Origin of the sequence: Nostoc sp. S13, assembly GCF_029379315.1 — a bacterium.
Taxonomy (GTDB): Bacteria; Cyanobacteriota; Cyanobacteriia; order Cyanobacteriales; family Nostocaceae; genus Nostoc.
Window position 1 is genome coordinate 20,322 of sequence record NZ_JAQYWQ010000077.1, and the last position, 15,168, is coordinate 35,489.

Annotated in this window: 12 protein-coding genes and 1 tRNA gene; 5 read left to right on the top strand and 8 right to left on the bottom strand. The window is 45.4% G+C overall.

Features of this window, described 5'->3' with window-relative positions; translation table 11 throughout:
* Window positions 1–9: 9 nt before the first annotated feature.
* The 3 genes from PUQ00_RS21530 to hisF all read right to left on the bottom strand — a co-directional run bounded on the left by PUQ00_RS21530 (window position 10) and on the right by hisF (window position 1,244).
* Window positions 10–82, bottom strand: a tRNA-Ala gene (locus tag PUQ00_RS21530).
* 97 nt (window positions 83–179) lie between these two features.
* Window positions 180–371, bottom strand: coding sequence for a hypothetical protein (locus PUQ00_RS21535; RefSeq protein ID WP_298905777.1), 192 nt, complete (start codon window positions 369–371; stop codon window positions 180–182).
* Between the two features lie 99 nt (window positions 372–470).
* Window positions 471–1,244: an imidazole glycerol phosphate synthase subunit HisF gene (hisF, locus tag PUQ00_RS21540; protein WP_300420542.1), complete on the bottom strand. Its 774-nt coding sequence runs from the start codon at window positions 1,242–1,244 to the stop codon at window positions 471–473.
* A gap of 230 nt (window positions 1,245–1,474) precedes the next feature.
* Between hisF and ruvB the strand changes: the two genes are divergently transcribed.
* From ruvB to PUQ00_RS21565, 5 genes are all read left to right on the top strand, one after another.
* Entirely contained in the window at window positions 1,475–2,575 is a 1,101-nt protein-coding gene (ruvB, locus tag PUQ00_RS21545) for a Holliday junction branch migration DNA helicase RuvB (protein ID WP_300420544.1), read from the top strand.
* Between the two features lie 9 nt (window positions 2,576–2,584).
* Window positions 2,585–2,851 (top strand): hypothetical protein, encoded by a 267-nt coding sequence (locus PUQ00_RS21550; RefSeq protein WP_300420546.1) that lies wholly within the window; start codon window positions 2,585–2,587, stop codon window positions 2,849–2,851.
* Window positions 2,844–3,647 (top strand): tetratricopeptide repeat protein, encoded by an 804-nt coding sequence (locus tag PUQ00_RS21555; protein WP_300420549.1) that lies wholly within the window; start codon window positions 2,844–2,846, stop codon window positions 3,645–3,647. The genes PUQ00_RS21550 and PUQ00_RS21555 overlap by 8 nt, the downstream gene beginning before the upstream one ends.
* An 11-nt stretch (window positions 3,648–3,658) precedes the next feature.
* Window positions 3,659–4,942 carry a glycosyltransferase gene (locus PUQ00_RS21560; RefSeq protein ID WP_300420552.1) on the top strand — a complete coding sequence of 428 codons (1,284 nt, stop codon included), beginning with the start codon at window positions 3,659–3,661 and terminating at the stop codon, window positions 4,940–4,942.
* A 354-nt stretch (window positions 4,943–5,296) separates the two neighbouring features.
* Window positions 5,297–6,139, top strand: a complete 843-nt coding sequence (locus tag PUQ00_RS21565; RefSeq protein ID WP_300420554.1) for an FkbM family methyltransferase — start codon at window positions 5,297–5,299, stop codon at window positions 6,137–6,139.
* A 6-nt stretch (window positions 6,140–6,145) separates the two neighbouring features.
* Here the strand turns inward: PUQ00_RS21565 and PUQ00_RS21570 are convergent, their stop codons facing one another.
* The 5 genes from PUQ00_RS21570 to PUQ00_RS21595 all read right to left on the bottom strand — a co-directional run bounded on the left by PUQ00_RS21570 (window position 6,146) and on the right by PUQ00_RS21595 (window position 14,914).
* On the bottom strand, window positions 6,146–7,540 hold the full coding sequence (locus PUQ00_RS21570; protein ID WP_300420556.1) for a cytochrome P450: 1,395 nt from the start codon (window positions 7,538–7,540) through the stop codon (window positions 6,146–6,148).
* Between the two features lie 258 nt (window positions 7,541–7,798).
* Window positions 7,799–8,593 (bottom strand): TIGR01548 family HAD-type hydrolase, encoded by a 795-nt coding sequence (locus PUQ00_RS21575; protein ID WP_300420566.1) that lies wholly within the window; start codon window positions 8,591–8,593, stop codon window positions 7,799–7,801.
* A gap of 415 nt (window positions 8,594–9,008) precedes the next feature.
* Window positions 9,009–9,278, bottom strand: coding sequence for a hypothetical protein (locus PUQ00_RS21585; RefSeq protein WP_300420557.1), 270 nt, complete (start codon window positions 9,276–9,278; stop codon window positions 9,009–9,011).
* A 711-nt stretch (window positions 9,279–9,989) separates the two neighbouring features.
* Window positions 9,990–13,223, bottom strand: a complete 3,234-nt coding sequence (locus tag PUQ00_RS21590; protein ID WP_300420560.1) for an efflux RND transporter permease subunit — start codon at window positions 13,221–13,223, stop codon at window positions 9,990–9,992.
* Between the two features lie 245 nt (window positions 13,224–13,468).
* Entirely contained in the window at window positions 13,469–14,914 is a 1,446-nt protein-coding gene (locus PUQ00_RS21595; RefSeq protein WP_300420563.1) for an efflux RND transporter periplasmic adaptor subunit, read from the bottom strand.
* Window positions 14,915–15,168: the final 254 nt, after the last annotated feature.

Here is a 15,168-nt window from a genome sequence, read left to right on the forward strand (position 1 = left end):
TGTGAAGAATGGAGCTAAGCGGATTCGAACCGCTGACCCCCTCAATGCCATTGAGGTGCGCTACCAACTGCGCTATAACCCCTTAAAATCCATTATAGATAATCACTTAATTAATAGTAGTTTGTCAAGCTTTTTGTAGAAACTAAATTTTAAATATCTTTTCTAACACTCAGTACTCTCTATGACACTCGCAACAAATAGGTCATACAGTGCCCCATCAAAAAGTAAACTACCAACATGGCAGCAGCAGCCAGAGCAACCAATGTACCAGCCAACATGAGAGAAAATTCTTTACTCTCGTAGGCTCTTTCCATTAAGTGTAGTGACCACGCCACGAGGGCGACATCAAAAAGTAAAATAGGAAGCAACATATTTTTTAATATTTGTTAATACTTGTAAAATAATATTAACACCCTTTTAAGGAAGTGTGTCTAACCTAAGATGGATGCCATTGATTAATAAATAACCGTTTAGGATAATAAGCGTACTGGCACATTGCGATCGCGCAAATAATTTTTGATTTCTGCTACGCTTAATTGTCCGTAATGTAACAAGGATGCGAGTAATGCTGCTTCAGCTTTGCCTTCAGTTAGAGCTGTGTAGATATGTTCACAATTACCTGCACCACCAGAAGCAATGACGGGAATTTCTACAGCATCGGCAATTGCCCGTGTAATCTCGATGTCATACCCGGCTTGGGTTCCATCAGCATCCATACTTGTGACTAACAATTCTCCGGCCCCCCGTTTTTCAACTTCTTGTGCCCAAAGTAGGGCATCTAAGCCTGTATTTTCCCTGCCACCCCGCACATACACATCCCAACCGGGATTCTCCGGGTTATTTCTGCGTCTGGCATCAATTGCAACAACTATGCACTGATTACCAAAGCGATCGCTGGCGCGATTAATCAAGTCTGGTTCCCGCACTGCCGCAGAATTAATACTAACCTTATCTGCGCCTGCTCGTAACAAAGCTTTAACATTTTCTAAGGATTGAATGCCACCACCCACAGTCAATGGAATGAAGACCTGTTCAGCAGTCCGGTAGACCACATCTAAAATTGTAGCTCGGTCTTCATGAGTAGCTGTAATATCCAGAAATACTAACTCATCAGCACCGGCTTCATTGTAAACCTTGGCCAGTTCTACCGGATCGCCTGCATCTTGGAGATTGACAAAGTTAACTCCTTTTACAACCCGTCCCGCCTTCACATCTAAGCACGGTAAGATTCTTTTAGATAACATAATAACTTTTGTACTTCTGAGTAATTGACCGGAATTTAAATTTTAAATTGGCGCGGGTATTCTCAAACTAAAATTTTCACAGGCATTAGGTATGGGGCATTGGGCATTGGGCATTGGGCATTAACTCCTAACTGCTGATTCCTAACTCCTGACTCCTAACTCCCCACTCCCCACTCCCCACTCCCCACTCCCCACTCCCCACCTCTAGTCCCTTAAAAGATAGCTGAATTATGGCGATAATCTCCTCGAAAAAACAGCCTCCAGAACCCAACGGAGAACCAAAGCAGCGTCGAGAGTCGGCGAAAGCACCATCCACAGACAATATTTTGCAGCCTGAAGCTGCTATTGATGAACAAGAACAGCAGGAAGAGGGTATTCGTCCGCACCGATTTGCCGATTATATTGGGCAAAAAGATTTAAAGGATGTGCTAGATATTGCCATCAAAGCAGCCAAGTCTCGTGGTGAGGTGTTGGATCACTTGCTGCTGTATGGGCCACCGGGATTGGGTAAAACCACAATGGCCATGATTTTAGCATCGGAAATGGGGGTAAATTACAAAATTACCAGTGCGCCAGCGCTAGAACGTCCACGGGATATTGTCGGGCTACTGGTGAACATGAAACCAGGGGATATTTTATTTGTGGATGAAATTCATCGCCTCTCGCGGATGACCGAGGAAATTCTCTATCCGGCAATGGAAGATTATCGTTTAGATATTACTATTGGTAAGGGTTCCAGCGCTCGCATCAGAAGTTTGCCGTTGTCAAAGTTTACCCTAGTAGGGGCTACAACCCGTGTAGGTGCTTTAACTTCACCACTGCGCGATCGCTTCGGTTTAATTCAAAAACTCCGATTTTACGAAGTTGACGAACTGACTAAAATTGTACTGCGAACCGCTCAATTACTCAAAACTCCCGTTACAGAAGATGGTGCCACAGAAATTGCCCGTCGTTCACGCGGAACACCACGTATTGCTAACAGATTACTTAGACGAGTACGTGATTATGCGGAGGTTAAAATATCTGGTGAGATTAATGAAAGCATTGCATCTGAGGCATTGCAACTATTCCAAGTAGATCCCTGCGGTTTAGATTGGACAGACCGCCAGATGCTGAGTGTAATAATTGAACAATTTAACGGCGGGCCAGTGGGGTTGGAAACAATGGCAGCAGCGACGGGTGAAGATACCCAAACAATTGAAGAGGTGTACGAACCTTACCTGATGCAAATTGGGTATTTAACTAGAAGTCATCGCGGAAGAATGGCGACAAAGGCTGCATACAAACATTTGGGATTCACGCCGCCTAATGAACAGTTGTCATTATTGTAATTATGGGCATTGGGCATTGGGCATTGGGCATTGGGCATTGGGGATGAGTCTTTAATACTCATTCACGAGTCTTTGATACTCGTGAATGAGTCTTTGATATTCGTCAACGAGTCTTTGATACTCGTGAATGAGTCTTTGAACTCCGTTAATGAGTCTTTGACCTCCACTCCTCTGCCCCATGCCCAATGCCCCATGCCCAATGCCCCATGCCCAATGCCCAATGCCCAATGCCCAATGCCCCATCTTCAAGATAAACAGGTAAACCTAAATGATTAAGTTGATTAGTATTTTTCTCAGTCTGTTACTTATATTTGGCTGGGGTACTCCAGTCATGGCACAATCTCAACCGCCCATTACTCAAGAACAGTTAAAACAAGGTGATGAGTGGGCAAATCAAGCGTTTACAGCGACGAATCAAGGTGATTTTGCTACGGCTGAAACTTACTGGACAAAGATTATTGAGCAATTTCCTACTAATGCGGGGGCGTGGAGTAATCGGGGAAATTCGCGGGTGAGTCAGAATAAATTGCCAGAGGCGTTGAAAGATTATAACAAAGCCATAGAACTAGCGCCGAATGTCACCGATCCATATTTGAATCGGGGTGCGGCGTTGGAAGGATTGGGAAAATGGTCAGATGCGATCGCAGATTATAATCATGTCTTAGAACTCGATCCTAATGATGCGATGGCGTATAATAATCGCGGTAATGCCACAGCTGGTTTAGGGAAATGGTCAGATGCGATCGCAGACTACAAAAAATCTAATGAGATAGCTCCAAATTTTGCCTTCGCCCGTGCTAACTATGCCCTCGCCCTTTATGAAACAGGTCAAAAAGAGCAAGCAATCCGGGAAATGCGGAATATTGTCCGTAAATACCCCCAATTTGCTGATGTGCGTGCTGCCCTCACAGCTGCATATTGGGTAAATGGAGAACAAGGTGAAGCCGAAAGTAACTGGGTAGCAGCTTATGGACTTGATAGCCGTTACAAGGACATTAACTGGGTAACAAATATCCGCCGTTGGCCGCCCAGCCTAGTTACAGCTTTAGATAAGTTCTTGAAAATCAAGTAAAGGCATTAACTATGACTCATTTTGGCATCATCTGTCCTGGTGCAACAAATGGCCCCCTCAACACTATGCTTCCCTTGGGGCAGGAACTTCAACGGCGTGGGCATCGCGTCACCCTCTTCGGAACACTCGATACTCAACCTAAAGCACTGGCAGCAGGAATAGAATTCCAATCAATTGGTGAAAAAGATTTTCCCTATGGCTCAACAGCAGAATTTTTTACCAAGTTGGGGCAACTGCGTGGATTGGCTGCATTTCGACATACTATTGAATTGCTGAAGCGTATTTCATCTGTGACACTGCAAGAGGCTCCAGCATCACTGAAAGCCGCAGGTGTAGAAGCGTTGCTAGTAAACCAAAGTTCATTAGAGGGAGGGACAATTGCCGAGTTTCTCGGAATTCCTTTCATCACTGTATGCAGCGCTGTGGTGCTGAATCGAGAACCTAGCATTCCTCCTTTTATCACAACTTGGAACTATAACCCAGCTGCATGGGCACGCTTACGCAACCAAATAGCTTACACACTACTTAATAGCGTCGTCAAATCACTTGAAAATTTGATTAATGAATATCGTCGAGAGTGGAAATTACCTTTATACTCTAATCTTAAAGATAGCTACTCTCCACTGGCTCAAATAAGTAATGCACCTGCTGAGTTTGAATTTCCCAGAGAAGAATTAGCTCCTTGGTTCCATTTCACGGGAAGTTATCATACTTCAGCCAGTCGAGTCCCTGTTTCTTTCCCCTATGAAAAATTGACGGGTAAACCGTTAATTTACGCTTCGATGGGAACATTGCAAAATCGTCTGATTTGGGTTTTTCGGACTATTGCTTCAGCTTGTGAAGATTTGGATGCTCAGTTAGTGATTTCTCTGGGAGGTTCTGCTAAACCAGAATCACTGCCAGACTTAGCAGGAAATCCTTTAGTAGTTGAGTATGCACCTCAATTAGAAGTGTTGGAAAAAGCCACTCTCATGATTACTCATGCGGGAATGAATACAACAATGGAATGTGTGAAAAAAGGAGTGCCAATGGTGGCGATTCCAGTTGCCAATGACCAGCCAGGAGTAGCAGCGCGTATCGCTTGGACAGGTGCGGGTGAGCTTATCACTCTCAAGAAACTGAATGTTCCCACATTGAAAAATGCGATCAAGCGAGTGTTGACAGAAGAATCTTATAAACAGAATGCCCTCAGATTACAAGCAGCGACTCTCCGTGCTGGAGGAGTAAGTCGAGCCGCCGATATTATTGAACAGGCTGTTTCTACAGGTAAGCCTGTCTTGGCTGAAACACAATAGTAAGTAATGAAATATTATGCATATATAGCAATCCGATTTGATTCCTGAATCACTCGTAGAGAGAGGGAACTCTAGAGGTTGTTTGAAAAGTGTTTCGCTGTGACTTTAGGCACTTTTAGATCCCCCCTAACCCACGCCAGGTGCTTCAAGTCGGCGGAGCCGCCCAACGCACTGGCTCCCCTTAAAAAAGAGGGGAACCGGAATCAAAGTCCCCGTTTTTGAGGGGGCTTTCGAGGGATCTAGAACTTTTAATACCGACAAGAGAACTTTTCAAACATCCTCTTAACAGGGAAGAATAAATAAAGGTGTAGTGAGTTTTTTTCAAAAATCAAATAGGAGTCCTATATTTTATTTATGCCAACTTTAATCCCAGAAAATACGCTTCCTAATGGCATGAAAATATTTTGCATCCGCAAAGAGGAAGTACCGATTATTTATGGGCAAATCCAGGAGTATTTCCAATTCGGGATTGAGTTACACGAAGGTGACACCGTGTTTGATGTGGGTGCGAATATTGGTTTATTCACATTATGGGTATTTGATCTGTGTAAAACAAATGTGAATGTTTATGCATTCGAGCCTATTCCTGCCATTTTTGATGTTCTACAAGCTAATGCCCAACGCTTTGAACCAGAACAAATAAAAGTGTTTCCCTGTGGACTTTCACAGGAATCTAAAACAATGAAGTTTGCTTATTATCCTAACGCTACAGCATTGTCTAGCGCTTATCCTGATGGTTCAAAGCAGCAACGAGATAAGTTTAAGAATGCTATTCTACGCAATAATCTCAAAGATGCACCAAGTCAAGTCCGTTGGCTTCGTTGGTTGCCGTCGTTTTTGCGATCGCTTATTATCGATAACAAATTGGAGAAAGTTTTTCAAATGGAACAAGTCACTTGCCAATTGAGAACTGTATCAGAGATTATCCGCGAGTATAATGTTCAGCAAATTGACTTGCTGAAAGTGGATGTGGAGCGAAGTGAGTTAGATGTGCTTTTAGGTATTCAAGAGCAAGATTGGCCGAAGATTAAGCAAGTCGTTGTAGAAGTACACGATTTGGATAATCGAGTTAAAAGAATTACAGAGCTACTTAAAAAATACGGTTTGAGCAAGGTTTCAGTGAGGCAAGAACCCTTTAAAGAGGGTTCTGACACTTTCAACTTATATGCCTTACGGGAGTCATCTAAGGCATTCTAAAACTCTTTAAACGGAGCTAGAGCTAGTCTGAAGGATGGGCTGATTTTGAAGATGCCTCCCCTTTACCACCATCCTCACACCACCGGCTGGGCTAAATAGCAAACCCTTACGTACTGCCTGCACTGGTTTATTATCAGCCAGTTCCATTTGCCAGTGAGATAGCACTGTTGCCAACACCAGTTTCATCTCAAACAAGGCAAATGCCATACCAATACAGCGACGGTTCCCACCACCAAAGGGTAAATACTCATAGGGGGAAAATTGCCGTTCCAGAAAACGCTCTGGCTTAAATTGTTTCGACTCAGGATATAAATCTTCTCGATGATGGGTCAAATAAATAGAGGGAATTAGCAAAGTCCCAGGCTCAAACTTGTATTCCCCAATTTGTAGCGGTGATTTGACCAGTCGACTTAGTCCCGATATCGCGACTGGGTAAAGGCGTAGCGTCTCAGAACAGACAGCATTCAAATAAGGCAATCGGAAAATAGCGTTTGGATCTGGTTGTTCACCCAACTTATCTAGTTCTTGTAGCAGTTTTTCACGCACCTGCGGCAGATGATGAATCCAGTACAGCGCCCATGATAAAGAAGTTGCAGTAGTTTCGTGACCCGCCACTAATAGGGTCATCAACTCATCACGTAATTCCAAGTCTGTCATCGGCTCTCCCGCTTCATCACGAGCAGCCATCATCAAAGATAGAATATCAGTTCGAGATGAATCGGGTTGTGCTTTGCGATCGCTAATCTCGGCGTAGATAAGTTGATCAATTTGCTGCCGTAAACGCAAGTATTTTCCCCAATGACTCCACGCTCCTAAATCTTGACGCAGTGATGGGAAAATAAGCAGAATTGTTCTAATTATAGGGAATTTGGGATTCAGGATTGCAATCAAGAGTTCCTTAAGTTTCTCGTAACGTGGCCCATCTTCTAAACCAAATACAGCCTTCAAAATTACTTGGAAAGAGATTGCTTGCATAGATGGCAGAACTGTAAAGGTTTCTCCAATCTGCCATTGACTAATCACTTGCTCTGTGATCTTACGGATTAACTCACCATAAGCTAGCATTCGTTCCCCATGTAGGGGTGGTGTCAACAGCTTTCGTTGTCGCTGATGAGGCTTTCCTTCCAGCGCTAGTAATGATTGCCGTCCTAATAAAGGCGATTTAATCCCTGCTGGCTCACCAGAGTCCAACTGTTTTGGATCTGTAGTAAAAATCTGCTGAATCGCCTGGGGATTGCTAATGAAAACTTGAGGAGCAAAATTTTGTCCGAGATTAAGGGTGAAGATATCACCATAGCGTTTAGCACAGGCTTCGATGTATTCTAAGGGATTAGTCAGCCACTGATACATCTGTACCCAAGGGTGAGTTTGAGGGCCATTAGGCAGTTTAAGTGCAGACATTTTGATTAATCTCCCAATGATTAAAACTAGATTGTTATCAGCTAGTTGCCATGTGCGACTTTCTCTGAAACCTAACCCCCAACCCCTTCCCTACTAGCGTTGGGGAGCAAAAATTAAAGCCTCTCGACCCTTGCCTAACGGCAGGCTGCCGCCAACGGGGAGAAAAATGGAAGCGGGGTTCCAAGAATAAGTTGCACATCGCTGTTAGTTATTCATGCACGGGTCGCTTGATTTATCTTAGAACACAGATCGGGCAGATCAACTCATCAATTTTTGAATCTGCCTTGGGGTCAATTCCTGGACATTATTCAAAACTACTGCTGCTCCTGCTTTCTGTAGTGTCTGACTGTAGGCATCACGCCGCGCTGCTGTTTCCTGCACATGGGGCGGTAAAACTCCAACACCAATCCATGTGCGAGCAGAATCTAGACCTCGCGCTTTCGCTATTGTGTACATATCTGCTACCGTATCTCCTACATACACGATCGCTAATTTTTGCTCAATTCCATTATCTAACTGACGAACTGTGGCAAAAAGTCCAGTGGGGTCAGGTTTACCTGGTGCATCTTCCATCGCAATCAACACTGGAGATTCCAAGCACAACCGTTTTTCCAATACATAGTTAGCAGAAGCACGAGTTGCACCACTGAAAAATCCCCAAACAATACCCGCTTGAGTAAGTTGCTCTAAATAGCTAGGTTGTAATAATAAGGGTTCATTACAGATATACCCAGTAAAATTATTTGGGTCTGAGCCTCGGTAGCGGGATTGAAAAAAACCAACGATCGCATTGTAATCTAGTTGCAGTTGTTCGCGGGTCTGTTTTTGGGTTTCAAAGTAGCGATAAATTAATTCCTGCGATGCTTCCCAATCGTTATTCCACACGCCTTCAGACTTCAGTTGGTCAATATCTAGTGGGGTTGGACGATATGCTTGGGTAGTAAAATATTCTACCGTATCTGCGATCGCTCGGCGATAGGAACCGCTAACATCGCGCACAACGCCATCAATATCGAAAACAACGATTGCTTTTGCAGAAGTTTGTTGAGTCATGGGTAGGGAGGAAAAGAGTTTTATAGAACCCATTTGATATTTTTTAGGCGAACAAGTAGAATCGACACAAAGAGGTGAATTCAAACAGGTAAGGGGTGAAAATCGGGTATTCAGGAGATTTATCTCCAGATTATCACCAAAATCCAATTTGAACTCTCAGCCAAACCATCAAAAACTGAAAAAGAAGCTACTGGAAAATCTGGCTTTGTGCCTGTTGCTGCTAGATCGGTTATTGAAAGGTCAAACGCTTGGGTAAAGCGATGTAAAAGTTTTGTCAAAAATTTTGACCGAACACTCGCTCGTGCCAATGCCAAGCTCAAGCTTTGTTTTATCTAGATTGATGCTCAAAAGACTAGCTGCCAGCTAAAAAAGATATCAAATGGGTTCTATAAACACCCTCTAAGTATTCATTCGTTCATAAATAGCAGAACCCGCAGCCGAGAATTGCGTGAAATAGGTAAAGATCCAAAACTTTCTGCACGTACTCCACCAGGGTTTTGGTTTGATTGGGTGCATAGGTAATCTTGCCACCATTAAAATATTTGTCTTCCAGCGCTTTAATATTCTGCGCCGCTTTATAAGCTGCTTCTAGAACCTGAAGCTGCCTACGATTCAACCATTGATTCCATTGATTAAGATTGAGTCGCTTGAAATTCATATTGTTTAGTTTGAAATTATTAATCATTGTTTGATGGGCTCCTGTGAAACAACGGTTAGATTTTCTAACGGCAGTATGAAGAGAAAGAGCAAGCAAATGGCAGGTTGACTGAGCGTACCGCGTCTTGGCTTAGTGATGGATTCTGAAAGGACTGAAAACAATAAAAGTAAGCGCAATTTCGACACCTGGGTTGGTAGTTGTTTTGAGCGTTTAGGCGGCGTTTGACGGTCGCAGCGAGATTATATTGGGCTAAACTCTTAATCTAATTCTGTTAGTAAAATCTCAGTGGCTTTAGAGAAAGAGAGTGTCAAAGCATCGTGTGAATGAGTAATTTGAATCACAAACAGACTCGTGTCTTGTAAAGCACGGGCAGTACTTGTATAGAAATGGTATTGGAAGTCAAGCTTGAGAGCGATCGCAATACGCTTGGGTTAAGGCTAAAACTCTTTGTCAAAGTCAATTTTTTTAACGAACCGCAAAGGAGAGGCAGCGCGTTGCGGTGAATCCAGCGCTGTAGGCGGGTTTCCCGCCGTAGGCGACTGGTGAACCCGAAGGGGGGTTCCAAGAGTTGTAGCGACTGCCGTCGCAAAGGAAGAGAAGGAAGAGAAGCAAGAAATGCTTAACTCAACTGTATTGAGAGCGATCGCATCCTAATCACTTTCAAGAAACAAATTAGAAGGAAAAAGGATTTGACTTGTTTGTTTCATTCCTAGGCTGTGGTGCGCCGCTCTCAAGTAGTTAAGCAGGGGCATCTCCTTGAAACTTGACGACTGTTCCTTGACTTTTTCCATTCAAAGAGGCTAATTCCCCAGCAGGAGTAGGTTCAGGCGATTGGGGTGGCTTGGGAGGTTTACCTTTAGAAGCAAAGTCTGTGAGATTTTTGACCACCACATAAAGGACGGGCACTAAGAGTAGGCTGAAAATGACGGAGACCAATAAGCCGCCAAACACCGCCGTCCCGAGCGACGTCCGGCTGGCTGCACCCGCGCCGGATGACAGTAGTAAAGGAAGGAACCCACATAGGGAGGCAATTGTGGTCATTAAAATCGGGCGGAACCGTTGTTCAACTGCATGGAGTGCAGCCTGAGCGATGGTCATTCCTTTCTCCCGCGATTGATTGGCAAATTCTACAATCAAAATTGCGTTCTTACTCGCCAAACCAATCAACATCACCAGTGCCACCTGACAATATAAATCGTTGACCAACCCGCGCACTGAGACGAATAACAACGCGCCTAAAATCGCAAACGGTACGGTCAGTAGGATGATGATTGGGTCGATGTAATTTTCATACTGCGCTGCCAAGATGAGAAACACAGCCACGATACCAAGACCAAAGAGCAGAATCGTTTGTCCGCCAGACCTGGCTTCTTCTCTGGAAATCCCTGTCCAGTCGTAACCCAAACCGGGTTGCTCAATCTCCTTAAACGTCTGTTGCATCGCCTCAATTGCTTGCCCAGAACTGTAACCTGGGGCAGCAGTGCCTTGAATCTTGATCGAGCCGAATAAGTTGAAGTGGCTGATGGTTTGCGGCCCTGTAATCGGAGTCACTTTGGCGACTTCATTCAGTAGCACCAGATTGCCAGATCTGGAACGGACATTAATTTGACCAATATTGTCTGGAGAGTTCCGAAACTGTTCATCTGCTTGGATGTATACGCGGTAGTTGCGCTGGGAGAAGGTAAAATCGTTGACATACTGCCCGCCCATGTAAGCGCCCAGAGTATTCATTGCCTGACTAAAATCGACATTGAGGGCTTCTAAGCGATCGCGGTCAATGTTAATCTCGTACTGGGGAGTGCTGGCGGTAAATTGAGTGAAGACTTGGCGCAAGGCGGGGTTCTGATTGGCTTTGGCAATCATCTGTTGCGCGATCGCCAGAAACTGATCGATACTCAGTTGTCCGTTGGTGCGGTCTTGCAGCTGGAATTCAAAGCCGCCTGTCACGCCATAGCCAGAGACGGCGGGTAGGTTAGAAGTGAAGATCATTGCATCCTGATTTTGGGCGAAGATGCCATTCAGCCGTTGCACGATCGCCTTAACCGCATGTTTGTCACCCTGGCGATCTTTCCACTCTTTCAGGTTAAAGAAAAACGTCCCCTGATTCGGTCCATTGCCGCTTAGACCAAAGCCGCCAATGACCAGAGACGCTGCCATCTCAGGCACTTCTTTTTTCAGGGTTTGATACACAGTCTGCGTCACTTTTTCGGTGGAGGCGAGTGAGACACCATCGGGAGCCTGAATCAGACCGACGATGATGCCTTGATCCTCATCTGGTACAAATCCACTGGGGACGGACATATAGATAAATACCGTAGCAGCAAGTCCGAGGATAAATACCCCGACTACGAACATACGGATGCGGATCAGGAACTTGCTCAGACGCTCGTATTGCTTCAGTACCCAGCTAAAGCCCCGGTTAAACTGACGAAAGAACCAGCCCAGTGGCCCTCGCCCTTCACCCTCAGCATGATGCAGGAACAGTCCAGACATACTAGGGGTGAAACTCAGGGCATTGAATAAAGAAATGCCGATGGAAAAGATAATGATTAGTGCGAACTGCCGATACATAATACCGGTCGCGCCCGGAAAAAAGGACACCGGGATAAATACCGTCATCAACACCAAAGAGGTGGCAATCACCGCGCCGGAAAGCTCCTCCATCGCCTCAAAAGCAGCTTGCCGTCGGTCTAAGCCTTGTTCCATCTTGGCAGCAATCCCCTCGACGACGATGATCGCATCGTCTACCACCAGACCCGTTGCCAGTACCAATCCGAACATAGTCAAGGTGTTGAGCGAGAAGCCCAGGACATAAGCAAACGCCAATGCACCAACCAAGGATACAGGAACAGCGATCGCCGGAATGATCGTTGCTCGCCAATCTTGCAAAAAGACGAAAATCACCAGCACCACTAGGGCGATGGCTTCCATCAGCGTCTTGACCACTTCTTCAATTGAGACTTCCACAAACTTGGTGGTGTCGTAGCAGATGACGGCTTTCAAACCGGGGGGAAAGTTTTTCTCTAACTCTGCAATCTTGGCTTCCACGGCTTTGGCAGTATCCAGGGCATTGCTGCCCGGAAGTTGATAGATCAACATGCCAGCACCCGCTTTGCCTTGTACTAGTGCCGAAGTTGTATAGTCCTGCGCTCCTAACTCGGCTCGTCCCACATCCTTGAGTTTAACCAGCGTCCCGTCGGTTTGGGACTTAATCACCAGGTTCTCAAATTCCTTGATATCTTTTAATCTACTATTGATGCGGAGGGGGAAATTCGAGTTCTGATTTGCCTTCGTGGGCGCTTGACCGATTGACCCTGCGCCCACCTGAACATTCTGAGAAGTTAGGGCACTGCTGACATCCGTTGCCGTCAAGCCCCGACTGGCTAAAGCGTTTGGGTCTAGCCACAGCCGCATCGCATATTGGCGTTCCCCAACCAGTCTGGTATCTCCTACACCAGGGACGCGCTTGATGGCATCAGTGATGTACAGGTCAACATAGTTACTCAAAAAGATGTTGTCGTACTCGCTATTTTCGGCATAGAAGCCATAAACTAGCAGAATGCTGTTGGAACGTGCTAAGGTGGTGACTCCAGTTTGCCGCACCGAAGCGGGTAAGGTCGGTTCGGCGATCGCAGCTCGATTCTGCACGTTAACTTGGTTAATGTTACGGTTACTCGTTGGGTCAAACTGAGTTGAAATGGTGCTGGAGCCGTCATTACCACTGCTTGAAGTCATGTACTGCATCCCCTCAACCCCGTTCACTTGCCGCTCAATCACGGTTGATACGGTATTTTCAACGGTTTGGGCATCTGCGCCAATAAAGACGCTGCTGGTTTGCACTTGAATGGGGGCAATTTCCGGTAAGTTGTTAATCGGCAATAAAGGAATACAGATGCCACCGATTAGCAAGATTAGTATGGTGCAAACCGTTGATAAGACAGGTCGCTTGATAAAGGTGTCTGCGATCGACATGATAATTATACCATTTTAGATTTTGGACTTCGACTACGCTCAGTCGAACGATTTTAGATTTTGGTGAAGCAGCGCGGTCTTCCCCCAAAGGGAGAGGCTAACGCCAAGGGGGTCTCCCCCATGAGTGACTGCACCAAGCTGTTCGCGCAGCGGCTCCCCTTGGGAGAAGGGATTAAGAAAGTCTTACTTAGAATGACTTTCACGTAACTATGTATCGCATTCTTTTTTCAAATTGGGATTAACTTCTAAGGTTGTGGTTGGATGGGTGCGCCATCGCGCAGTTTAAGAATGTTAGACACCGCTATGCGATCGCCTGCTTTAATTCCCTCTAAAATCGGATAGCGATCGTTCTGCACCTCACCCAACTTCACAGGTTTTTGATGTACAACGAATTGCGGTTTTTGTTTTGACTTGTCTCCTTCCACCACTTTTTCCTTTGACTTGTCTGCTTCTACCACCTTTTCCTTTGACTTGTTTTCTTCCACCACATAGACAAAACTCTGTCCGCCAATCCGATTCACCACTTGAGTCGGAATCAAAATTCCCGGCTGCTGGTTCCAAATAATTCGGGCGCGAACATATTGCCCATCCCGCAATTTGCCATTTGAATTAGTAAATCGAGCTTTCACTAAAATAGATTGACCAGATGTATTCACTTGCGGTGAAATAAAGTTAATACTGCCGGTGGTTAAACGCTTACTTGTGTTAGCATCCAATAGCTCTACAGCTAATCCCCGACGCAATTGGGCAGCATTGTTGGACGGCACCGAAATTCGCATATCCAGGAGATCATTTTTGGTAATTGTGGTCAAGTTGCCGCCAGTATTCACATAATCGCCCACTTTGACGGAGAAATCGCCAACGATACCATCAAGTGGTGCAACTATCTGCTTCTGGTTCTGATTAACTTGACTTGAGGCAACTTGAGCCTGGGCTTGCTGCACGTTCGACTGCGCCTGATTGATGCTAGCTTGTCCGGCATTTACCTGCTTTTGGGCAGCATTTAGGGTAGCGAGCGCTGCATCTAGGTTATTTTTAGCAATATCGAGTTCTTGCCTTGCCTGTGCGCCTTCAGTTACAAGCATCTGGGTTCGCTTGAACTGCACTTGCTGTAATTTCACATCTGCGGCGGCTTTCGCTTGATCGGCTCGTTTTGATTCCAGTTGTGCCTGAGCGGTTGCTACAGCTGCCCGATTGGAGTTAACCGTAGCAATGGCGCTGGAGACATTGGCTGTAGTTTGATCCAAACTTAGAGACAGAATCGGCGTTCCTTGGGTGACGCGATCGCCACTGGCTACAAATATGCGTTCGATTCGCCCCTGAGTTTGCGGTTGAAGCGAAACGCGCTGCTGGGCTTCTAATGTGCCGACAAATTCGGAGGTAGATTGAACTTGACTTGATTCAACAGTCTGCACCTTCACCGGAAGAAAAGGTGGCGCTTGTGGTGGCGGGGCTTCTCGCTTGCCTAACAATCGCCAAGCCACAAAGCCCCCGCCCCCAATCACAAGAATAGCAAGTATTGCCAAAAGCCATGCTTTCCGCTTTCTGGGAGGTTTAGTAGAGGTTTCTTCAGTAGAATTCGGCTCTGTAGAGACTGAAGCTGCGACCGAACCAGAGATGTTTGTAGCACTGTTCTTCAAATCATGAGTTTGATCGGAAGATGCAGATGTAATTGGGTGATCGAATGACATAAAAGACTTAACTCCGTCAGACAATTTTGGATTTTGGATACTTCGACTTCTCTACGAGACGCTACGCGAACGCTCAGTACAAGTTTTGGATTTTGGATTGACTATCAAGGAATCATTGATCAAGATTTGTAATTCAGATTAAATCTGGGTTTCCAGGTTTAATCTGTCGTCAACATTTTTAAAATTGGTTTGAAGAAGAATACATTCGTCAGAATCAAGACGCTCTCTACGAGACGCTAAAAGCGAACGCGGAC